The 21,625-nt window shown below is 69.8% G+C and carries 19 protein-coding genes and 1 tRNA gene; 9 read left to right on the top strand and 11 right to left on the bottom strand.

The annotated features are described in order from the left end of the window. Window positions 1–3: 3 nt before the first annotated feature. The 5 genes from OG322_RS21880 to OG322_RS21900 all read right to left on the bottom strand — a co-directional run bounded on the left by OG322_RS21880 (window position 4) and on the right by OG322_RS21900 (window position 5,393). Window positions 4–537, bottom strand: coding sequence for a hypothetical protein (locus OG322_RS21880; RefSeq protein WP_185095301.1), 534 nt, complete (start codon window positions 535–537; stop codon window positions 4–6). Between the two features lie 214 nt (window positions 538–751). Beyond that, window positions 752–1,585 carry an S-methyl-5'-thioadenosine phosphorylase gene (locus OG322_RS21885; protein WP_329306815.1) on the bottom strand — a complete coding sequence of 278 codons (834 nt, stop codon included), beginning with the start codon at window positions 1,583–1,585 and terminating at the stop codon, window positions 752–754. Between the two features lie 85 nt (window positions 1,586–1,670). Then, complete coding sequence (locus OG322_RS21890) at window positions 1,671–2,027, bottom strand: FmdB family zinc ribbon protein (RefSeq protein ID WP_124284236.1); 357 nt, start codon at window positions 2,025–2,027, stop codon at window positions 1,671–1,673. 66 nt (window positions 2,028–2,093) lie between these two features. Then, entirely contained in the window at window positions 2,094–3,377 is a 1,284-nt protein-coding gene (locus OG322_RS21895) for an MFS transporter (protein WP_329306816.1), read from the bottom strand. A 408-nt stretch (window positions 3,378–3,785) separates the two neighbouring features. Continuing rightward, window positions 3,786–5,393, bottom strand: a complete 1,608-nt coding sequence (locus tag OG322_RS21900; RefSeq protein ID WP_241200004.1) for a potassium/proton antiporter — start codon at window positions 5,391–5,393, stop codon at window positions 3,786–3,788. Between the two features lie 276 nt (window positions 5,394–5,669). Between OG322_RS21900 and OG322_RS21905 the strand changes: the two genes are divergently transcribed. Next, the gene (locus OG322_RS21905; RefSeq protein ID WP_329306817.1) at window positions 5,670–8,420 is read left to right on the top strand and encodes a penicillin acylase family protein; all 2,751 of its coding nucleotides are present in this window, start codon (window positions 5,670–5,672) and stop codon (window positions 8,418–8,420) included. 70 nt (window positions 8,421–8,490) lie between these two features. Here the strand turns inward: OG322_RS21905 and OG322_RS21910 are convergent, their stop codons facing one another. Continuing rightward, window positions 8,491–9,075 carry a 5-formyltetrahydrofolate cyclo-ligase gene (locus OG322_RS21910; protein ID WP_329306818.1) on the bottom strand — a complete coding sequence of 195 codons (585 nt, stop codon included), beginning with the start codon at window positions 9,073–9,075 and terminating at the stop codon, window positions 8,491–8,493. A 107-nt stretch (window positions 9,076–9,182) separates the two neighbouring features. On the opposite strand from OG322_RS21910, the gene galU reads away from it, so the two are divergent. The 7 genes from galU (at window position 9,183) to OG322_RS21945 (ending at window position 14,643) form a co-directional block, all read left to right on the top strand. Further along, window positions 9,183–10,085: a UTP--glucose-1-phosphate uridylyltransferase GalU gene (gene galU / locus OG322_RS21915; RefSeq protein WP_123459880.1), complete on the top strand. Its 903-nt coding sequence runs from the start codon at window positions 9,183–9,185 to the stop codon at window positions 10,083–10,085. Between the two features lie 4 nt (window positions 10,086–10,089). Continuing rightward, a complete protein-coding gene (gene glp, locus OG322_RS21920) occupies window positions 10,090–11,400 on the top strand; it encodes a molybdotransferase-like divisome protein Glp (RefSeq protein ID WP_123459879.1) in 1,311 nt (436 codons plus the stop codon). 122 nt (window positions 11,401–11,522) lie between these two features. Continuing rightward, window positions 11,523–12,023, top strand: a complete 501-nt coding sequence (moaC, locus tag OG322_RS21925; RefSeq protein ID WP_123459878.1) for a cyclic pyranopterin monophosphate synthase MoaC — start codon at window positions 11,523–11,525, stop codon at window positions 12,021–12,023. Beyond that, a complete protein-coding gene (locus tag OG322_RS21930) occupies window positions 12,020–12,538 on the top strand; it encodes a MogA/MoaB family molybdenum cofactor biosynthesis protein (protein ID WP_123459877.1) in 519 nt (172 codons plus the stop codon). Before moaC ends, OG322_RS21930 begins: the two co-directional genes overlap by 4 nt. A 17-nt stretch (window positions 12,539–12,555) precedes the next feature. Beyond that, on the top strand, window positions 12,556–13,170 hold the full coding sequence (locus OG322_RS21935) for a GNAT family N-acetyltransferase (protein WP_123459876.1): 615 nt from the start codon (window positions 12,556–12,558) through the stop codon (window positions 13,168–13,170). A gap of 163 nt (window positions 13,171–13,333) precedes the next feature. Further along, entirely contained in the window at window positions 13,334–14,473 is a 1,140-nt protein-coding gene (gene sepX / locus OG322_RS21940; protein ID WP_123459875.1) for a divisome protein SepX/GlpR, read from the top strand. A gap of 96 nt (window positions 14,474–14,569) precedes the next feature. Further along, window positions 14,570–14,643, top strand: a tRNA-Ala gene (locus OG322_RS21945). 238 nt (window positions 14,644–14,881) lie between these two features. On the opposite strand, the gene OG322_RS21950 is transcribed toward OG322_RS21945, so the two are convergent. Continuing rightward, the gene (locus OG322_RS21950) at window positions 14,882–16,243 is read right to left on the bottom strand and encodes a hypothetical protein (protein ID WP_329306819.1); all 1,362 of its coding nucleotides are present in this window, start codon (window positions 16,241–16,243) and stop codon (window positions 14,882–14,884) included. Then, on the bottom strand, window positions 16,240–17,085 hold the full coding sequence (locus tag OG322_RS21955; RefSeq protein WP_329306820.1) for a hypothetical protein: 846 nt from the start codon (window positions 17,083–17,085) through the stop codon (window positions 16,240–16,242). Before OG322_RS21955 ends, OG322_RS21950 begins: the two co-directional genes overlap by 4 nt. A gap of 158 nt (window positions 17,086–17,243) precedes the next feature. Between OG322_RS21955 and OG322_RS21960 the strand changes: the two genes are divergently transcribed. Next, window positions 17,244–17,561 (top strand): helix-turn-helix domain-containing protein, encoded by a 318-nt coding sequence (locus tag OG322_RS21960; RefSeq protein WP_123459872.1) that lies wholly within the window; start codon window positions 17,244–17,246, stop codon window positions 17,559–17,561. Between the two features lie 202 nt (window positions 17,562–17,763). On the opposite strand, the gene OG322_RS21965 is transcribed toward OG322_RS21960, so the two are convergent. The 3 genes from OG322_RS21965 to OG322_RS21975 all read right to left on the bottom strand — a co-directional run bounded on the left by OG322_RS21965 (window position 17,764) and on the right by OG322_RS21975 (window position 21,604). Further along, a complete protein-coding gene (locus OG322_RS21965; protein WP_329306821.1) occupies window positions 17,764–18,303 on the bottom strand; it encodes a hypothetical protein in 540 nt (179 codons plus the stop codon). Window positions 18,304–18,761: 458 nt separating this feature from the next. Continuing rightward, window positions 18,762–20,921 carry a permease gene (locus OG322_RS21970; protein ID WP_329306822.1) on the bottom strand — a complete coding sequence of 720 codons (2,160 nt, stop codon included), beginning with the start codon at window positions 20,919–20,921 and terminating at the stop codon, window positions 18,762–18,764. Beyond that, entirely contained in the window at window positions 20,921–21,604 is a 684-nt protein-coding gene (locus OG322_RS21975; protein ID WP_329306823.1) for an ABC transporter ATP-binding protein, read from the bottom strand. The genes OG322_RS21970 and OG322_RS21975 overlap by 1 nt, the downstream gene beginning before the upstream one ends. Window positions 21,605–21,625 lie beyond the last annotated feature (21 nt).

Below are 21,625 nucleotides of genomic sequence, written 5' to 3' on the forward strand. Positions count from 1 at the left end.
GAATCAGCACAGGACCACCGCAAGTCCGGCCGAAACCCCCGCACCCGCCAGCGTCGCTGCCGTGGCTCGCGGCACGGACAGCACGATGAGTGCCCCGTTCTCCATCGAACCCCCGGTGGACGGCTCCGGCACCTGGGCCACTCGCGCGCTCTTCGCCAGCACCCGGGCGTCGGTCCCGGACCCCGCGGACGCGATCACATCCACGCGGTCGCCGGGCCGCAGCAGTCGCACGGTCGCCGCATCCGCGATCCGCACCGGCGCCGATACCAGCCGCACTGGCGGCGATGCCCGCTCCCGCGCCGTCCCGGCCGGGTGTGCCGTGCCCGTGGCCGCGCCGGCCGCTTCGTGTGCCGCGTCACCGCCCCCGCTCCCTCCGAGCCCCGAGGCGGCCAGCGCGGCCGCTGTCAGAGCCAGCCCGGCAGCCACCGCCCGCCGCCGGCGCCACACCGCCCGCCGCAGCCGGTGCCCGCCGCCCCCGCGTACCCGCAATGGCGGGAACGCGGGCACCCCGCAGGGTGCGGGCGCGGGCGCACACATCAGTGGAGAGCCGGCGGACGGGGGAGCGGGTTGCGGGGACGCGGATGAGCCTGATGAGCCGGATGAGCGCATGTCGAACACCGCCTGGGGTGAGGGAGTCGGGGAATCGATCGGCCCCGCATGAACAGACCTCACGATCCGGCATCCGGGAGATTCCCGCTGAGCCCTGTGGACGGCTCAGCCGATGTGGAGATCTCCCTCGCCCGCCCCCGACCTACGGCAGCTCGATCCCGGTGTCGATCCCGTCCAGCGCGTGCGCGCACGGACAGTCGCGGTCCGCCTCGGCGGGCAGCGCGGCCACCGCGTCGAAGAGGACCGAGCGCAGCCGGTCGACGTTGGCCGCGAACACCTTGAGGACTTCGCCGTGGGAGACGCCCTCGCCGGTCTCCGCGCCCGCGTCCAGGTCCGTCACCAGCGTCGTCGTCGTGTAGCAGAGCGCCAGTTCGCGGGCGAGGACGGCCTCCGGGTGCCCGGTCATGCCGACCACCGACCAGCCCATCGCCGCGTGCCAGCGCGATTCCGCCCGGGTCGAGAAGCGCGGCCCCTCGACGACCACCAGCGTCCCGCCGTCCACGGGCTCCCAGTCCCGGCCCCGGGCCGCCGCCAGCGCGACCTTGCGTCCCTTGGGGCAGTAGGGGTCGGCGAAGCCCAGGTGCACCACGTTCGGCGCCACCCCGTCCGTCCGGGTCTCCCCGTCGTAGAACGTCTGGGTGCGGGCCTTCGTACGGTCCACCAGCTGGTCCGGTACGAGCAGCGTGCCCGGCCCGTAATCCGGGCGGAGCCCGCCGACCGCGCACGGGCCGAGCACCTGGCGTACGCCGACCGAGCGCAGCGCCCACAGGTTGGCGCGGTAGTTGATGCGGTGCGGCGGCACATGGTGGCCGCGTCCGTGCCGGGGGAGGAAGGCGACCCGGCGGCCGCCGATCTCGCCCATGAAGACGGAGTCGCTGGGCTCTCCGTAAGGGGTCTCCACGCGAACCTCGGTGACGTCCTCCAGGAAGGAGTACAGCCCCGATCCGCCGATCACACCGATCTCTGCGTTCACCATGCGGTCACAGTAGCGGGGCCGCAAACGCCGGGAACCCCGCCGAGTGGATCAGCGGGGTCACGGTCGAAGCAGGTGGGCCGGCGGCTCAGGCGGCCGACGTACCGCTCGACGAAGACGAGGACGAGGACGACGACGAAGCACTCGAAGAGGAGGACGTCGAGGAGGACGAAGAGGCCGAGGACTTGGTGTCCGACCCCGTCGAGGACGACGATCCGGAACCGGAGGCCTTCGCGGCGGCCGGCGCAGGCGTGCTGCTCGACGAGGAGCCGCGGCTGTCGTTCCGGTAGAAGCCGGAGCCCTTGAAGACAATGCCGACCGCCGAGAACACCTTCTTGAGGCGTCCTTCGCAGTTCGGGCACACCGTCAGGGCGTCATCGGTGAACTTCTGCACCGCTTCGAGGCCCTCGCCACACTCGGTGCACTGGTACTGATAGGTCGGCACTTGTTCCTCCTGGCACTCTGACTCAATGAGTGCTAACGACGCTCCATAGTGACGCATTCCGCTGGATCAGTCCACCGTGACCGGCCCGCGGTGACCGACACCACGTGCCACGGTCCGCCCCGAAGTGCTCGGTACGAGCCTGGAACGCAGTGCCAGCAGGGTCACCAGCGCCAGCACCGTACCCACCAGCGGCACCAGGAATCCGGTGCTCGCGCCATGGGCGTCCGCGAGTTGCCCCGCGACCGTCACGGCCGCCGCCTGCCCGAGCGCGACCGCGCCCGTCAGCCAGGTGAACGCCTCGGTCCGGGCGGACGCCGGCACCAGCGCCTCGACCAGCGTGTAGCCGCTGATCAGGGCGGGGGCGATGCAGAGTCCGACCAGCAGCCCGAGCGCGGCCAGCAGGGGCACGGAGTGCACCGCCCACAGGCCCGATGCGGTCAGGGTCAGTGCCGCGTATCCGGCGATGAGCCGACGCCGCGGTCCGGTCTTCCAGGCGATGGCGCCGCAGGCGATCCCGGCCAGCATGTTGCCGGCCGCGAAGATTCCGTACAGCACCCCGTTCGAGCCGGGGCTGCCGATCTCCTCGGCGAACGCGGTCAGCGAGACCTGCATGCCGCCGAAGACCGCGCCGATCCCGAGGAAGGCCACCGCGAGCACCCGTACGCCGGGTACCGACAGGGCGGAGGCGTGCCGCGGGGAGCCGGCGGGACCGACGTCGCGCACGGTCGGCTGGGTGGCGCGCTGCGCGGCGAAGAACAGCCCGCCGATCAGTGTCAGCGCGGCTTCCGCGATGAGTCCCGCCGCCGGATGCACCCCCGTGCACAGCGCGGTGGCGATGACCGGTCCGATGACGAAGGTGAACTCGTCCGTCACCGACTCGAAGGCGGCGGCGGTGGACATCAGGGGTGAGGCCTCACGGCCCGGCGCCGCCCCGAGCACGGCCGCCCAGCGGGCGCGCACCATGGGGCCGATCTGCGGGATGGAGGCACCCGTCGGCACAGCCGCCAGGAACAGCGCCCAGATCGGCGCGTCCGCCAGCGCGAGTACCGTCAGGGCCGACACGGACGCCGCGTGCACCAGGACACCGGGCAGCAGTACGGCCCGCTGTCCGAAGCGGTCGGCGAGCTTGCCGGTCTGCGGCGCGAACAGGGCCATGGAGACGCCGCTCACGGCCGCGACGGCGCCCGCGCTGCCGTAGGAGCCGGTGGTGTGCTGGACCAGCAGGACGATGCCGATGGTCAGCATGGCGAAGGGCTGCCGTGCGGCGAAGCCCGGCAGGAGGAAGGTCCACGCACCTGGAGTGCGCAGCAACTGCCCGTATCCGGGGCGGTCGGAGACCGTGGACGCCACGGTCCATGCCTTTCTGCCGCCTGGTGGCCTTGCTCCTGCGGGACGGGCTGGCACCTGGGTGCGGGCCCGGTCAGGGGCTGCCGAGAGCTGTCCTCTTCGCGCGGAACTGCGGTAGATGCCGGGCGCTCACAGCTGAGGCGGAGGACGCCACGACCGCCATACGGTCGCGCCAGCTCTGCGTCAGGCAGAGTTGGTCGATCAAGATCATTGAGTGTCGGTGGATCTGGTGGATCTGAATGCCGGTGGATCAGTCACTGCCGGACGCGCGCGGTACGGCTGTGCGGCACCGGGGTGCGTCACAGCCGTACGGAGCATGGGCAGGTTTCCTTCATGGTACAGGCAGAGTTCCGTATGAACCTGCGATTGTGCGCCAGTCACCCTCCGTAACCTGCGAACGCGGGCGCACTCTCACTGGTGGGCCTTCGCTTCTCGCGCCTTCGCTTCACGGGCCTTCGTCTCGCGGGTCTTCATCTCCCGGGCCGTCGTCTCGTGCGCCACTGTCTCGTCCGGCATCCGGCCCAGTTTCTTCACGGCCTTGAGCGCATTGGAGACATGTGGCCCGGTGAAGGGTTCCGCGCCGGGATTCCCGTCGGTCCCCAGCCAGCCGGCCAGCTTGCCGCCCTCGCCGACCGCGTGCAGCCGCGCCTCTGTCGCGTCGCGCACCGGATCGGTCGTGACCACCAGCAGTTCGTCGCCGCGGCGCAGCACGGTCGGCGGGGTGGGGACGAAGCTCTTGTCGTCCCGTACGACGAGGGTGACCGCGGCCCCCGCGGGCAGTCGCAGTTCGCCGACCTCGACACCGTGCATCTTCGACTTGGCGGGGATGGCCACCGACAGCAGATGTCCGCGCAGCCGCTCCAGGGGCGCCGACTCGATGCCCAGGTCGGCCGCCTCGGACGGGTCTTCGGCGATCTTGAGGGCCTTCGCGAGCCAGGGCAGCGTCGGGCCCTGGATGAGGGTGTAGACGATGACGAGTACGAAGACGATGTTGAAGACCCGGGTGGAGCCCTCGATACCGGACACCATCGGAATGGTCGCCAGGATGATGGGCACGGCGCCGCGCAGCCCCGCCCAGGACATCAGGGCCTTCTCCTGCCACGGCAATCGGAACGGCGCGAGCGAGAGGAAGACCTCCAGCGGCCGGGCCACCACCGTGAGCACCAGGCCCACGACGACGGCGGGCCAGAAGTCGTCGAGCAGGTCGTGCGGGGTGACCAGCAGGCCGAGCAGCACGAACATGCCGATCTGGGCCAGCCAGCCGAGCCCGTCGGCGAAGCCGCGGGTGGCGGGCCAGTGCGGCAGCTTGGCGTTGCCGAGGATCATCGCCGCGAGGTAGACGGCGAGGAAGCCGCTGCCGTGGACCAGGGCACCCGCCGCGTACGCGGACACCGCGATCGCCATCACGGCGATCGGGTAGAGGCCGGAGGCGGGCAGCGCCACATGCCGCAGCCCGAACGAGCCGAGCCAGCCGACCGCGATGCCGACGGCCGCGCCGATCGCCAGCTCCAGTGCTATCTCGCCGACCAGTACGTACCAGCTGTCCACCGGCCCGACGGTCGAGAAGGCCACCACCAGAATCACCACGGGGGCGTCGTTGAAGCCGGATTCGGCTTCCAGGACGCCGGTGATCCGGGCGGGCAACGGCACCTTGCGCAGTACGGAGAAGACCGCGGCGGCGTCCGTGGAGGAGACGACCGCGCCGATGATCAGCGCCTGCCGCCAGTCGAGGCCGACCAGGTAGTGCGCTCCGGCGGCGGTCACGCCCACGCTCACCGCGACGCCGACGGTGGAGAGCAGCGCCGCCGCGGGCAGGGCGGGTCTGACCTCTTTCCACTTCGTGCCGAGGCCACCCTCGGCGAGGATCACGACCAGGGCCGCGTACCCGATGACCTGCGTCAGTTCCGCGTTGTCGAACTTGACGTCGAAGAGCCCGTCCTGCCCCATGACGACGCCGATGCCGAGGTACAGGAGCAGGCTGGGGAGCCCGCTGCGTGACGAGATCCGTACCGCCGCCACCGCGACGAGCAGGACAAGTGAGCAGACGAGCAGGAGCTCGTTGAGCGCGTGGACAGTCAGTGGCCGGTCCTTCCCTGCGAGCGCCTGCCGGAGCGTGTTCCGGCGGCCGGTACTTCGTTACCTTACCTAATCTTTAACGTTTTCTTGATGCGTTCGAGTACTCGTGCGATCGCTACGCAATTCGAACCATCCCGATACCGCGTCAGAGAGGCTTCGGCGCTGCGCCTATGGTTGCTCCTGCACTCCCAGGACCACCCTGCCCCTCGAAGGACAGCGATGCCCGCCAACACAACCGCCTCTTCCGGCTCCACCGGTACCGCCGGTGGCGGGTCGCGCAAGAAGAAGGGGCGACGCGCCCGCCTGATCGTGATCGTCCTGGTGCTGGCGCTTGTCGCGGGTATCGGATACGGCACGTACTGGTCCGTATCCACCGTGCGGGCCTCGTACCCGCAGACCAACGGGACCGCCCAGCTCGCCGGCCTCGACAGCGATGTCGAGGTGAAGCGCGACAGCTACGGGATTCCGCAGATCTACGCCGACTCCGATGCCGACCTGTTCCGCGCCCAGGGATTCGTCCAGGCGCAGGACCGCTTCTGGGAGATGGACGTCCGCCGTCACATGACGGCCGGCCGGCTCTCCGAGATGTTCGGGTCCGGCCAGGTCGAGACAGACTCCTTCCTGCGCACGCTCGGCTGGCGCAAGGTCGCACAGGAGGAGTACGACCACGTCCTGTCCGCGGAGACCAAGAAGAACCTCCAGTCGTACGCGGACGGGGTGAACGCCTACCTCAAGGGCCGCGACGGCAAGGACATCTCCGTCGAGTACGCGGCGCTGGGCCTCACCAACGACTACAAGCCGACGCAGTGGACCCCGGTCGACTCGGTCGCCTGGCTGAAGGCCATGGCCTGGGACCTCCGCGGCAACATGCAGGACGAGATCGACCGTTCGCTGATGACCAGCAGGCTCGACGCGAAGCAGATCGAGGACCTGTACCCGCCCTACCCGTACGACAAGCACAAGCCGATCGTCGCCGAGGGCGCGATCTCCCCGGTCACCGGGAAGTTCGACCCGCAGGCGACGCCGTCCGACGGCCTCGGCTCGTCCACCGCGCAGGGCGCCACACAGGGGCTCAACACCCAGCTCGGCGCGCTCTCCGACACCCTCGACAAGATCCCCTCGCTGCTCGGGCCTAACGGCACCGGCATCGGGTCGAACTCCTGGGTGGTCTCGGGCAAGTACACGACGACCAACAAGCCGCTGCTCGCCAACGACCCGCACCTGGCGCCGCAGCTGCCCTCGCTCTGGTACCAGATGGGGCTGCACTGCCGCACTGTCTCGGCGACCTGCAAGTACGACGCCGCCGGCTACACGTTCTCCGGTATGCCGGGCGTGATCATCGGCCACAACCAGGACATCGCCTGGGGCTTCACCAACCTGGGCGCGGACGTCACCGACCTCTTCCTGGAGAAGGTCTCCGCGGACGGCTACCAGTACGACGGCAAGGTGAAGCCCTTCACCACCCGCGAGGAGACCATCAAGGTCGCCGGCGGCAGGGACCGGCACATCACCGTCCGTGAGACCAACAACGGTCCGCTGGTCTCCGACCGTTCCAGCGAGCTGGAGAAGGTTGGCCAGAAGGCGCCCGTCACCAACGCGGCTCCGGACCGTGCGGACGGCTACGGGGTGGCGCTGAAGTGGACCGCGCTGGAGCCCGGCAAGTCCATGGACGCGGTCTTCGAGCTCAACCGCGCCAAGGACTTCACGTCCTTCCGTGCGGCGGCCGAGCACTTCGAGGTTCCCTCGCAGAACCTGATCTACGCCGACACCAAGGGCCACATCGGCTACCAGGCGCCGGGCAGGATCCCGCAGCGCAAGTCCGGCGACGGCACGATGCCCAGCCCCGGCTGGTCCTCGGCCTACGGCTGGAAGAAGGACCCGATCCCGTTCGACGAGCTGCCGTACGAGTACGACCCGAAGCGCGGGTACATCGTCACCGCCAACCAGGCGGTCATCGACGAGGAAAAGTACCCGTACATGCTCACCAAGGACTGGGGCTACGGCACCCGCAGCCAGCGGATCAACGACCTCATCGAGTCGAAGATCAAGGGTGGCGGGAAGATCTCGACCGATGACATGCAGAAGATGCAGATGGACAACACCAGCGAGATCGCCACGCTGCTGGTGCCCGAGCTGATGAAGATCAACATCTCGGACAAGGACGTCCGGGAGGCGCAGAAGCTGCTGGAGGGCTGGGACTACACCCAGGAGTCCGACTCGGCGGCGGCCGCGTACTTCAACGCGGTCTGGCGAAACATCCTCAAGCTGGCCTTCGGCGACAAGCTCCCCAAGGAGCTGCGGGTCAAGGGCGAATGCCTGAACGTGCCCCCGGCCAAGAGCTCCGGTCCGGTCGACGAGCAGGACAAGCGGGTACGCGAATGCGGCCAGCGCGCCCCCGACTCGGCGCAGCCGGACGGCGGTGACCGCTGGTACCAGGTCGTCGAGAACCTCATGGACAAGCCGGACAGCGACTGGTGGAAGGCGCCGGCGAACCGCAAGGACAAGGCGACCGGGAACCGCGAGGAGCTCTTCGCCCGCGCCATGGAGGACGCCCGCTGGGAGCTGACGGCCAAGCTCGGCAAGGACATCACCACCTGGAACTGGGGCCGGCTGCACCAGCTGACCCTGAAGAACCAGACCCTCGGTACGGAGGGGCCCGGACTGCTCCAGCGGGTGCTGAACCGGGGCCCGTGGAACCTGGGCGGCGGCGAGGCCGCGGTGGACGCCACCGGCTGGAACGCGGCGGGCGGCTACGAGGTCGTCTGGGTCCCGTCGATGCGGATGGTCCTCAACGTGGGGGACTGGGACAAGTCCCGCTGGATCAACCTCACCGGCGCCTCCGGGCACGCGTTCAGCGCGCACTACACCGACCAGACGGACAAGTGGGTCAACGGCGAGCTGCTCGACTGGTCCTACGGGACGAACGCGGTCACCGGGTCGACGAAGGACACGCTGACCCTGAAACCGTAAGGGGCGCGCCGCCCCCGAAGCCGTGGGCACGGGCCCGCTCCCGGAGTTCCGGGGGCGGGCCCGCGGTGCTTCAGCCGTCGCTGAAGCGCCGTGATCCAGCCGGTGTCACGACCGCGTCCACGGGGTGGTCGTGCGGTTCCTCCGGGACCCGCGCGGCCACCTCGTCGTCGTACAGCAGGACGATCAGGGCCGGATGCGCCCCGGCCGCCGAGAGCCGGGCCAGCACCCGGTCGTAGCTGCCGCCGCCGCGGCCCAGCCGCATTCCGCGCCCGTCCACCGCGAGGCCCGGCAGCAGTACCGCGTCCGCCTCCAGAACGGCGCCGGGGCCGAGCCGCTCCCCGTCCGGTTCCAGCAGTCCGCGACCGGCCTTCTCAAGCCTCCCGGCGCCCTCGTACGGCGCCCAGTCCAGGTCGTTGTCCGGCAGGAGCACCGGCAGCAGCACCCGCACGCCCCGTGCGCGCAGCGCGTCCAGCAGGGCGCGGGTGCCCGGTTCGCGCCCCACCGAGACATACGCGGCGACGGTGCGGGCCGCGGAGAGCTCGGCGAGTCCGAGCGCGCGGCGGGCCAGAACCGCGGCGGCCCGTTCGACGTCCTCCTCTGTCAGGAGGCGTCGTGCGGCGAGCAGTTCACGCCGCAGCAGTGCCTTTGCGGACATGTCGTCGTTCAACGGGGCACCCACGGATCTCTCGTACTGGCATATATGAGGACAAAGTTAACCGGAGACTCATCTTCCGCCCATGTCTGCCGGTTAAGGTTCTGCGCATGACTCAGTCGAACCCCAGGATCAGCAAGGCTGTCATTCCGGCGGCGGGCCTCGGTACCCGCTTCCTGCCGGCCACCAAAGCCACTCCCAAAGAGATGCTGCCTGTCGTCGACAAGCCTGCCATCCAGTACGTCGTCGAGGAGGCGGTGGCCGCCGGGCTCTCCGACGTACTGATGATCACCGGTCGCAACAAGCGTCCCCTGGAGGACCACTTCGACCGCAATTACGAACTGGAGTCCGCGCTCACCCGCAAGGGTGACGCCGAACGGCTGCGCAAGGTCCAGGAGTCGAGCGACCTCGCCACCATGCACTACGTCCGACAGGGCGACCCGCGCGGCCTCGGCCACGCCGTCCTGTGCGCGGCGCCGCACGTCGGCGACCAGCCGTTCGCGGTGCTCCTGGGCGACGACCTGATCGACCCGCGCGATCCGCTGCTGGCCCGCATGGTGGAGATCCAGGAGCGCGAGGGCGGCAGCGTCATCGCGCTCATGGAGGTCCCGCCCGAGCTGATCCACCAGTACGGCTGTGTGGCCGTCGAGCCCACCGCCGAGGGCGATGTGATGCGGATCACCGGCCTGGTCGAGAAGCCGGAACCGGCCGACGCGCCCAGCAACCTCGCCATCATCGGCCGCTATGTCCTGGACCCCGCGGTGTTCGGGATACTGCGCCGGACCGAGCCCGGCCGCGGTGACGAGATCCAGCTGACCGACGCCCTGCAACTGCTGGCCGAGGACGAGAAGGCCGGCGGCCCGGTGCACGGGGTCGTCTTCAAGGGCCGCCGCTATGACACCGGCGACCGGAGCGACTACCTCCGTGCCATTGTCAGACTCGCGTGCGAACGTGAAGATCTGGGACCGGAGTTCCGGACCTGGCTCCGCAGTTACGTCACCGAGGAGATGTAAGACCTTGAGCAGCACGATCTGGTCGGTGGACGAGCACCTGGAAGACATCCTCGCCGCGGTGAAGCCGCTCGAACCCATCGAGCTGCAGCTGCCCGATGCGCAGGGCTGCGTCCTGGTGGAGGACGTCGTGGTGGAGATCGCCCTGCCGCCCTTCGACAACAGCTCGATGGACGGCTACGCGGTCCGCGTCGCCGATGTGGAGGGTGCCACCGAGGAGTTCCCCGCGGTCCTCACCGTCATCGGTGACGTCGCGGCGGGCGACGCCGGACTCCTCGGCGGCCAGCGGGTGGGGCCGGGCGAGGCCGCCCGCGTCATGACCGGCGCCCCGCTGCCGGCCGGTGCGGAGGCCGTGATCCCGGTCGAGTGGACCGACGGCGGCACGGGCGAGGGCCCCGTCGCCGCGATGCGCGCCCACAGCGACGCCCCGGAGGGCGCGCGCGGCGAGGTCCGCGTCCACCGCCCGGTCGAGGCCCGCGCCCACGTCAGGGACCGGGGCAGCGACGTCCGGCCGGGCGATCTGGCCCTGCGCGCCGGGTCGGTGGTCGGACCGCCGCAGATCGGCCTGCTCGCGGCGATCGGCCGCTCGACGGTGAAGGTGCGGCCCCGGCCGCGCGTCGTCGTCATCTCCACCGGCAGTGAACTGGTCCAGCCCGGCGAGGAACTGACCGGCGGCCAGATCTACGACTCGAACAGCTTCGCGCTGACGGCCGCCGCGCGCGACGCCGGAGCGATCGCCTACCGGGTCGGCGCCGTCACCGACGACGCCGAGACGCTGCGCGCCACCATCGAGGACCAGCTGATCCGTGCCGACATCGTCGTCACCACCGGTGGCGTCAGCGTCGGCGCCTACGACGTGGTCAAGGAGGCCCTGTCCTCGGTGGGCGACGAGGACGAGCCGGGGAGCGGCATCGACTTCCGCAAGCTCGCCATGCAGCCCGGCAAGCCGCAGGGCTTCGGCTCCATCGGCCCCGACCACACCCCGCTGCTGGCGCTGCCGGGCAACCCGGTCTCCAGTTACGTCTCCTTCGAGCTGTTCGTGCGGCCCGCGATCCGTACCCTGATGGGCCTTCAGGATGTGAACCGCCCCACCGCCAGGGCCACCCTGGTCGGCGACAAGGCGCTGTCCTCGCCCGCGGGCAGGCGGCAGTTCCTGCGCGGGACGTACGACGCCGAGGCGGGCACCGTCACGCCCGTGGGCGGTTCCGGATCGCATCTGATCGCCGCTCTCGCCCAGGCGGACGCGCTGATCGTGCTGCCCGAGGACGTCACCTCCGCCGAGCCCGGCACGGACACCGAGGTGATCCTGATCCGCTGACCCGCGCCGGGTGGCGGTACGGTATCTGCCGCTGTGCCTTCCGGGGGACACCCCCCGGACCCCGGGCCTGCACCCCGGTGCGGCCCAGGGGCAACCGGCGCCCTACCGCTAGGCGGAGTTAGTTGAGTACGCAGAACAGGCTGACGCATATCGACGAGGCGGGCGCCGCCCGCATGGTCGACGTCTCCGAGAAGGACGTCACCGCGCGCGTTGCACGTGCCAGCGGCCGGGTCCTCGTCTCGCCGCGCGTCATCGAACTGCTCCGGGGCGAAGGGGTCCCCAAGGGCGACGCCCTCGCGACCGCGCGCATCGCCGGGATCATGGGGGCCAAGCGCACCCCCGACCTGATCCCCCTCTGCCACCCGCTGGCCGTCTCCGGTGTCACGGTCGACCTGAGTGTGGCCGAGGACGCGGTGGAGATCCTCGCGACGGTGAAGACCGCGGACCGCACGGGCGTGGAGATGGAGGCCCTGACCGCGGTGTCCGTCGCCGCGCTCACCGTCGTCGACATGATCAAGGCGGTCGACAAGGCCGCGGTCATCACCGACATCCGGGTCGAGGCGAAGTCGGGCGGCAAGTCCGGCGACTACCGGCGCACCGCACCCGGCGGAGCGGACGCATGACCACACCGGGGACATCGCCGTCCGGGTACCGCGCCCTCGTGGTGACCGCGTCCAACCGCGCCGCCGCCGGGGTCTACGCCGACAAGGGCGGCCCGCTGATCGCCGAGGCGCTGACCGGGCTCGGCCTCACCGTCGACGGGCCGCGGGTCGTCCCCGACGGCGATCCGGTCGAGCAGGCGCTGCGGGCCGGGGTGGCCGCCGGGTACGACGTCATCGTGACCACCGGCGGTACGGGCATCTCGCCCACCGACCGCACCCCCGAGGCGACCGGGCGTGTCCTGGACCGGGAGATTCCCGGTATCCCCGAGGCGATCCGTGCCGAGGGCCGGGACAAGGTCCCCACGGCCGCGCTCTCGCGCGGTCTGGCGGGCGTGGCCGGCCGTACCCTCGTCGTCAACCTGCCCGGTTCCACCGGCGGGGTGCGCGACGGGCTCGCGGTCCTGACCCGACTCCTGGTGCACGCCGTCGACCAGCTCCGCGGCGGCGATCACCCCCGACCCGGGAGCCCGAGCTGAACGTCCCGACCTGGCCGGTGACCCTGGTGGACGGCGACGTCACCCTCCGGCCGATAAAGCTGCGCGACCAGACCATGTGGCGCGAGGTCAACCGGCGCAACCGGGACTGGCTGCGCCCCTGGGAGGCGACCGTGCCGCCGCCCGCCCCCGGCGGTCCGGTGGCCCAGCGCCCCACGTACCGGCAGATGATCCGCCATCTGCGGGCCGAGGCCAACGCCGGCCGGATGCTGCCCTTCGCCATCGAGTACCGGGGCCTGCTGGTCGGCCAGCTGACCGTCGCCGGGATCACCTGGGGCTCGATGTGCTCGGGCCATGTCGGCTACTGGGTCGACCAGGAGGTGGCGGGCCGCGGGGTGATGCCGACCGCGGTCGCCCTCGCCGTCGACCATTGTTTCCGCGCGGTCGGACTGCACCGGATCGAGGTGTGCATTCGCCCGGAGAACGCGCCCAGCCGGCGGGTGGTGGCGAAGCTGGGATTCCGTGAGGAAGGGATCCGGCCCCGCTATCTGCACATCGACGGGGCCTGGCGGGACCATCTGATCTACGCGCTCACCGCCGAGGAGGTGCCCGAGGGGCTGCTCCGGAGATGGCAGCGGGCCCGTCCGGAGCACCCCGAACATCGCACTAAATGAAATATGTGTTCGAAATTGATCGCGATTTGACCGCTAACGGACACGCAAACGCCGACTGTTGATCCGAACAATCACAAAAAAAGTCTGTGATATCAGCCGGATCGCGCGACACACCGCGTCAATTGGCGGATGCCTCCATGCAAACCCCTCTACGGTGTGAGATGTGAGCAGCAGCGGCCTGATCTACGCAGTCATCGTCGGGGCCTGGGCCGCCTACTTGGTGCCGATGTGGCTCCGCAGGCAGGACGAGCTCAACGAAGCCCGTCCGACGGAACGCTTCAGCACGGCCATCCGGCTGCTGTCCGGACGGGCGGCGATGGAGCGCCGGTATGCCAAGGGGCTGCAGGAGCGCACCGACGATGAGGCGGCGCCCGACGCCGACCCGGACGCGAGCACGGATCGAATGGATACCGTCGACGTCCGGAACTTCTCCGCGCCTCCGGCACACACCGAGGCCCGGGTGCACGACCCGGCTCGTGCGCCGGAGGAGCGCCCGGCCCGGGAACGGCCGGCTTCCCCCTCCGACTCCGCACCCGCCCGGCGCAGGCGTCCGCGCCCCGGCGGGATCGACGCCGAGCGGGCCCGGCGTGCGCAGCGCACCCAGGTCCTCGCACGCCGTCGGCGTACCACCGTCGTCCTGTTCCTCGGCTTCACGCTCGGCGCGGTCGTCGCGGCGGTCGGCGGCCTCGGCTTCCTCTGGGCCCCCGCGGTTCCCGCGGTGCTGCTGAGCACGTACATCGTGCATCTGCGCGCCAAGGAGCGGCACAGATTCGCCTTCACCATGGACCGGCGACGGGCCGAGGTGGCGGCGCAGCGCCTCCGCGAGAACCGCCCGCGCAGGCACCAGCCCACCGCGACGGCCCCCGCGGAGTCGGACGAGGACTCCGAAGCGCGCCACCCCGTCCCCGAGCCCACCCCCACGGTCTCCCCGCAGGAGGCCGGCCGCCGCGCCCTCGTCGAGCAGACGGACCACGCGGAGTGGGTGGACCAGCAGCGCGAACGAGGCCGGGTCCACGGCGACAGCTGGGAGCCGGTCCCGGTCCCGCTGCCGACCTATGTCACCGCCCCGGTCGCCCCGCGCGCCACGGGCGGCGTCGAGGTCGGCAACCCGGAGACCTGGAGCGCGGCCCGCTCCAGCACCGCCGAACCCACCCAGCCGGCCGCCCCGCACCCCGCGGCACCCCCCGTGGACCCGGCGCCCCGCCAGCGCACCAACCAGTCCCGCCGCTCCCGCGACCGGGGCCGGACCCCCCTCTTCGACCAGTACGACGAGGACGACCGCCCCCGCGCGGCCAACGAGTGAGACCTCCGCGCCGCGCCGCGACACCGGCTCGGCTGACCAGCGCGGAACGGATTTCCGAGCACCCCGGTGAGGGTGCTAAAGTTTCACTCGTTGCAAGGGCCTGTGGCGCAGTCTGGTAGCGCACCTCGTTCGCATCGAGGGGGTCTGGGGTTCAAATCCCCACAGGTCCACCGCAGCAACTGTTCTTGAGCTGGCTCAGGAAGAGTTCACAAGATCCCGTCCGATCTGATTGATCGGGCGGGATTTTGGCGTTTCCGGGGTTTGTTCGAGGAGTTGTCCGAACGCGATCGGTGCCGGAGGCGGTTGCCGGGCGGTCGTCGGCCTGATGTTTTCGGGGTGGTTCGGGTGCGTGAGGCATTTCTGGGCTGTATGCGGGCGCGCGTGATCCCGGCCTGTGGTGCTGGGGTCTCAGATGGTCTTGCAGATCTCCGGCCGTATGGGCGGCGGCAGCCCGGCCGCGTCGGGGGGCGTGGATGCCGATCCAGCGAGCGCGGTGACTCCGTGGGCGGTCCCGGTCGCCTGTGTTCGGGTGGTCTGGTGCCAGCTGAAGAGGATGTGCAGGTTGATGCTGCAGATCATCAGCGCGAGCAGGATGGTCTGCGCGACTCTCCCGTGAGCGAGTCGCTTCGTGGGGTCGGAGATGTCGATGCCGTGGCTCTTGGCCCTGCCGTTGAGGCCTTCGATGTTCGCTCGCTCGGGACGGTAGGCGTCCTGCCAGGTGGGGTGGAGGTAGTGCCGGTCCTGGCGGAACTTGTCGAGCTTGCCGAGGGCGCCGGGGCGGACGGTGATCGTGGGCTTCTGGCAGATCCGCGGAAGCTCGTCCTGGGGCAGGGGCCGCAGCCGTTCACCTTGAGGGATCGGGACGGTGGGTTTGGCCGCGCTGTGTGCGGCGGTGGCCCGCTTGTCGGTGAGGTCGACCACGGCCGGCCGTGGTGCCGGGACGCGGTGGACCTGGTTGAAGCGGGGACACACCACGGCGGGCGAGGGCCCGCTTGCCGGGCACTGGAGCCTGATCGCGCCCCGCTCGTCGGCGGACTCCTTGAGCTTGAGGAAGTACGGTTCCCGGCCCGCGATTCGCTCGCTGAGTTCGGTGCCGTCATCGAGGCTGCGTACGGCTTTGTCGTTGAGCCCTGTGGTCGCGTGGGCCAGTGCTGGCGGCATGGCGGGGCAGGCGAGGGATCCGTCGACGAGAAGGGCGCCTTGGTGGGTGCCCTGGACTCCACGGTGTTGCTGTTTGTAGTCGAGGTCACTGATCTCCTGCAACAGCTCCCGCCGACGCGTGCGCTCGACGTCCGCATCTTCCCAAGCAGCAGCGACAACTCTCGCCTCTTCGGCCGGCAGGCGGCTGCGCCGGTCACAGCGGTGAGGGTCGACGACTGTGGTCAGCCGGTCGAAGGAACGGTAGATACGACGGGAGAACGCGATCCTGGCGTGGCCATCAACACGACTGCCCTCCGGAACACCGAGCCAGGAGCGCGCAGGGGCCCGCAGCTCATCGAGGAGCACCCGGCAGACAACCGCGAGGCTGGCGCTCTGGTGATAGTGCAGCGCAAGCAACAAGCCCACCAGCACGGTCCGCACCGGGAGCCCTTTCGGGCCTGGCCGATTTCCCAGCTCGGTGTCGATCAGATGGAGGACTCCGGACTCGTGCAGGAGCGCATCGAGTTGTCCGACCTTGGAGTCCGGAATCTCCATCGGCGCGTCGGTGACCGGCCGTGGCCGGCACTGCTTGATCTTCTCCGGGCTTCGCCAGGCCCGGGGTTTGGTCACCTCGCCTTCGGGCCTCGCAAGAGCCGGGCCGCAGTCAGCTCGTCCACGGGTGGGACCAGGTGCTGCCAGCGGGCCAGAGACGCGGCGGAAGAGAGCCCGGCTGCCTGGGCGATCAGCTGGTGATCGATATGCGCGCGCATCAGCTCGACGATCCACGTCGCCCGCAGTCGGCCCACCGACACCGCGGGGAGCTCCTGCGGAGGCCGGTGGATCAGGGACCAGGAGCCGATCAGGTTCTTCGCGTACTCGACAGTCCGCCTCGGCCGGAACAGGTAGCCGCCGCCCGCCGTTTCTGCCAGCTCCCCCAGAACTGTGTCCCAGGCCGCCCTGGCGACAAGCGGGACCAGCCGGTCGACGCCCCGGTGCAGCAGCGGGCCGCCCCGGCTCGGACGGTACAGATCGAGACCTCGGCTGGCCGCGACCTCCTTCGGCATCAGGCCCAGACCGGCACCCAGCCCCAGCAACGCGAGCGCGTCGGTCCGCTGCTGACGGGGCAGATGGGTGGCCCAGTGCCGCAGCCCCGCCAACTCAGCTGCGCAGTAGGGCTGGTGCGGGCTTGTGTCCGCACGTATCCGTGCCGGGGGCGCCTCCCCGCGCTCGCTCCAGGCGAGGGCGTCGCGGACACGCAGCAGCCACGTCCGGTACGTCCGTACCGACGCCCCCTGGATTTCCCCCACCCTCGAGAGTACGAACGCGTCGATCACCTCATTGCGCAACCACGCGTCCGGGGATCGTTCGAGCCCTGCCGCCTCGGCCCACAACGCCAGCCGGCCGACCACGTGCAGCAATCGCTCCACGTCATAGGGAACGGCCGTCACGGCGGCGGCAACGATCGACCGCACCAGCGGAGCGACCTCGGCCCAGACAGGTGGAGCGCTCTTGGGCCGATAGCGAGTGATCTTTACGGACGTGACGGGATCAAGGACCACGGTCCATACATACCGGCTGGACAAGCAGCCATTCACAGCTGATCAACTTCAACGGACAGGATGGTGCGCGCATGGTCGGCGGACGCGCCCGCGCACGCTCCCCCCGGGAGCTGACCGACGATCCGAAAGCCTGGCCCGAACAGCCGAGCGCCGACGTGGCCGCTGAAGCGGTCCGCCTCATCGCACGTACCCTCGCCCTGGTCCTGAACGACCAGGGCCTGAGCCTGCGTGCGACCGCCGCCGGCTCTGGAGTGAACAGGCAGGCCATTGCCGACCTCGTCGCGGGACGGTCCTGGCCGGACGTGGCCACCGTCGCCCGCCTCGCACACTTCACCGGCACCACCCTGTGGCCGAACGGCACCAACATCGATCGAAAGAGAACGCATTGAGCCTCGATCCATGCCCGAAGACGCCAAACAGCGACCGGGCATGACGTTTCGTGGCTCCGCGCATCGAGAGGAGACTGCCTCAACTACCCTCGAAAACGCGGGAGCCACCTGTCAGACGGCGCTCACGCACCCGGCACCGCCGAGTCGATGGGTAATCCCTCGGCGGTGCCACCCTCTCCTGCCGCGCGCTCGCGGCCCCGGATCACCCCCGAGGATCCTCCTGCCGCTCGTTACCGGCGCCGACCGGAGAGATCGTGAACCAGGCCGTTGGACCTTCAGTGACGCGGCCGTCCTTCGCCAGGCGCTTCAGCCGGGACCTGGTCGTCTCCACCCGCCGCCCCTTCGACGTGGCCGAGACGTCCTCGCCGATCGCCGACGCAATGTCCTGCACCTTCATCGCCCGACCCACCCCCGCCAGCAGCACCAACATCCGCTCTCGCGCCACTTCCCACTCCAACGGGCCGCCCGAGGCGGGCCCACCGGCAGGTACTTCCGCATCGGCAGGTTGGGGATCAGAGGCAAGACCATTCGGCATCGGCTCGGCTGCGGGCCTCGCCGTCGCCTGTTGCGTGGCATCACCTTGGTTGACGCAGTCCTCGCCGCCCAGGGACAGCAGCGTCTCCCGAGTGATCGTCAGGTGAGCCAGCCGCTCCTCGGCCACCGCGACCTTCTCGCGCAGCGTGGCCAACTCGCCACGAACAACCGCCTCTTCCTGATCCAGACGCTCGAACAGTGGCGTCATCCCGGCCCCGCCTTCGCTTGCCGATCCCCGAGCCCGATGGCACTCCGAGCCCCAGCCAAACGTAGGGGCGGGCATAGCAAGATCGCAGAAGGTGACCGCAGATGCCCCCAACCGACAACTCCTGCCCGCCTTGAGTCCACCATTCGAAATGGATCGACCACTTCCACCCATGACTGCAGTCATCGGTAACGGGCCTCGGGCTGGCCTGATCCACGTCGCGAGACAAATTAGCGATTGAGCGGCCGATTCCCGCAGGAATCGGCCCCTCATCGACGCGGAGATCAGGTGGGTTCGGCAAAGTGGTGCCGATGTCCGTATACAGCTCAAGTTCCAGCGACTGGACCGTGAGCGGCTCTCCCTGACGCAGCACCCGGGCCCCATCTGTGCGCCGCCGACGTTGTATGGACCCACACCCACGACAGCGCCGCCATGCTGCCGTAACTGGGTGGCCCCTTTCGTCAGTCGGCCGCCGGCTTCCAGTTCTGGGCCTCGCGGGCTGCCGCGCGTGCACCAAGGAGTCCGACAGCCAGGGAGACCGCGGCACAGGCTGAGATGCCGGCTGCCAGGACTGCCCAGGACACAGAGCCTTCATTCACCAGGGCGATGAAGAACACGGAGTGCCACGCGGTCACTGCTCCCGTGATGACGGTCGCAATGAGCAGGGGCACGGTGAGGTGCCACGAGGTTACTGACCGGAACACGCGGCGTCGTCCGGTCAGTACGGACAGCGGGGCGAGAGCGTGCCGGATCCGGACGAACTCGGCCGCCGCACTCACCGCGCCGGCGACGAGAATGAAGAGGATGCCAGTGATCCCGAACAGTTGGATCCAGTTCGGCAGGCGGGTACGCGATGAACCCAGCCAGTTCCCCCCCAATGCCTCCACTTGTACCGAAGGGTTGGGAAGCGTGAACCCGGCCTGCTTCACCGCGGCAAGCTGCCCAGCGGCAGGGGCCACGACAAGGAGCGACTGTTCTCCGTCTGCCTTCACGGTGATCCGGGAGGCCTGTACAAATCTCACGTCGCCGTACCAGCGGCGCATCTCCTCCACCTGGGCGTTTCCTCCCGTCGGTGCCGTCGTGCTGCCGTGGCACTCCACCTCCAGCACGCGCAGGTCGTGACACGTCCCTCCGACCGTGACCCACGGATCCTTCGGCGGCCCTGGATCATGGAACGTACGACTCAGCAGAACCGTGCCTGCCGGCAGAGATGAGCGAAAGTGGTCGGTCTGGGCCGCGGTCATGTTGCTGGCGGCCACCTCGATGACGGTGTCCTTGATCCGCTGATGCGTGGCAACGGCCGCTTGCGAGTGAGCCCCCAGCCTGCTGGTCCATACCTGCATCTGGGCGACGATGCCGATGCCGATCACCATCGCAAGGGCTAGGCGCACGATCACGCCAGGGTGGGCGTGCGTCCATCGTCCGCCGATCAGGCGGCCCGGATGGCCCTTCCGCCTTCCGCTGTCGGCGACCCAAGAGCCCAAGTGGCGGGTGAGGAGGGCCACGACGGACGACAGGAAAGCCCACATGGCTACGGTTCCGGAGGTGAAGACAATGAGCTGTGCCCTGCGAGGCACGTACTGGCTCGTCAGGACTAGTGCAACCCCCACACCGCAGAGAGCCAGGCGCCACGCGGGAACCCGGGAACTGAAAGAGGTGGGGCGGGTGGACGTGCCGTTGCGTTGAATGCGGTGCGTGCCCACCACGATACCGAGGACTACCAACAGGGATACGGCGGCCATGGCGCAGGCCATAAGCCAGGCGTCCCACACGTCGCGGTGATCGAGGATGTATCCGGTGGGCGCCAGGCGTGTGCTGTGTACGGACGCGATGGCATATGGGACGAGCGCGGTGAGTGTTCCCAGTGTGGCTGGGATCGCGGCTTCGCCGGTGTTGACGATCATGCGGTGGCGCCAGGTGCCGCCGAGTGCCTGCAGCAGGCCGCTGCGCCGATCGCGAGTGCGAGAGCCGACCCGTGCGGCCACGACCGTCAGGGCGAGGGCGGGCAGCCCGGTCAAGGCCCACAGCGCGAGGATCGGAGAGGTTACCGTCGGCTGATCGACCATCTCTCCCGTCGCCCCGCCGTTGCTCCCGAAGCCGGACACATGCATCCACCTGGGATCGTTCCTCGGCGCCCCGTCCCCTACTCGGACATAGGCAATCCGTTCGGAGGGAGTAACCAGGCCGTCCGTGGTGACGGTGCCGGCGAACCTTCCAAAACGGGTCAGGATTCCTTCCCCGCTGCCGGTCCTGATGAGTTCGGGAGAGAGTAGAACCTCGCCCGGCTTCGGCCAGCGGGTCACGCCGGCGGGAACCGGAGCCTCGGCAGTGAGCGGCCGGACGAATACTACTGAGAATGGTCTGCTGCCGACAGTGTCGGCCCCCTCCCGGTACAGCAGGGCGGCATCCTTCCCGAAGGTGATCACCGGCCCTCTGGCGTCTGCCCTAGTTTCCCGGCCGTCGTACGTCGCGACCGTGGCCACGGTCGCCAGGACGACGAAGGCGACGGCAGCCGCCGCACAGAACAGCCCCCACCATCGCAAGCGGTCGCCCGGAGTGGAGCGGCCTGCGGCAAGACCGATCCGGAGCAGCGTGGCCGCGGTGCGGATCACGTTCCCCATCACAGGGCCCCAACTTCGGCCAGGATCCCGCCACGCAGTTCGTGGCGTCGGTCGGCACGCTCAGCCACCGAGAGGTCATGGGTGACGACCAGCAGCGCGCACCCCCGGTCTCGGGCGGCCGTGAACAGGAGCGTGGCGACTCCCTCTTTGGCCTCCGGATCGAGGGCCCCGGTGGGCTCGTCAGCGAGTAGGACGGCGGGCTCGGTGATCAGGGCGCGGGCGACGGCGGTCCGCTGTCGTTCGCCGCCGGAGAGCATGCCGGTGGGAGTGGAGCCGGTGGGGACACCGAGATCCCCGAGGAGTTCTTCCGCACGCCGGTAGGCCTCCTGATGCCGGCCTCCGTCGAGCAGAACGGGCAGAGCGACATTCTCTACCGGGCTGAGCTCAGGCAGGAGCTCACCGAACTGGAACACCATGCTCAGCGTCTTCCGCCGCGCCTGGGCGAGCCGTGCCGATCCGACTCTGGTGATGTCCATACCCCCTGCGCTGATAGTGCCCGCCTGCGGTTTGATCAGGCCGAGGATGCACATCAGCAGGGTCGACTTGCCCGATCCGCTGGGGCCGGTCACGGCGACCGACTCAGTCCGGCGTACGGACAGCCCCACGCAGTCGAGGAGAGTCCGCCCGCCGACCTGGTAGCTCAGACCGCTGACGTCGAGCCCTGACGAATCGTTCTGGTTCACGAAGAATTGCCTCTTATCGCG

Origin of the sequence: Streptomyces sp. NBC_01260 (assembly GCF_036226405.1) — a bacterium.
Taxonomy (GTDB): domain Bacteria; phylum Actinomycetota; class Actinomycetes; order Streptomycetales; family Streptomycetaceae; genus Streptomyces; species Streptomyces laculatispora.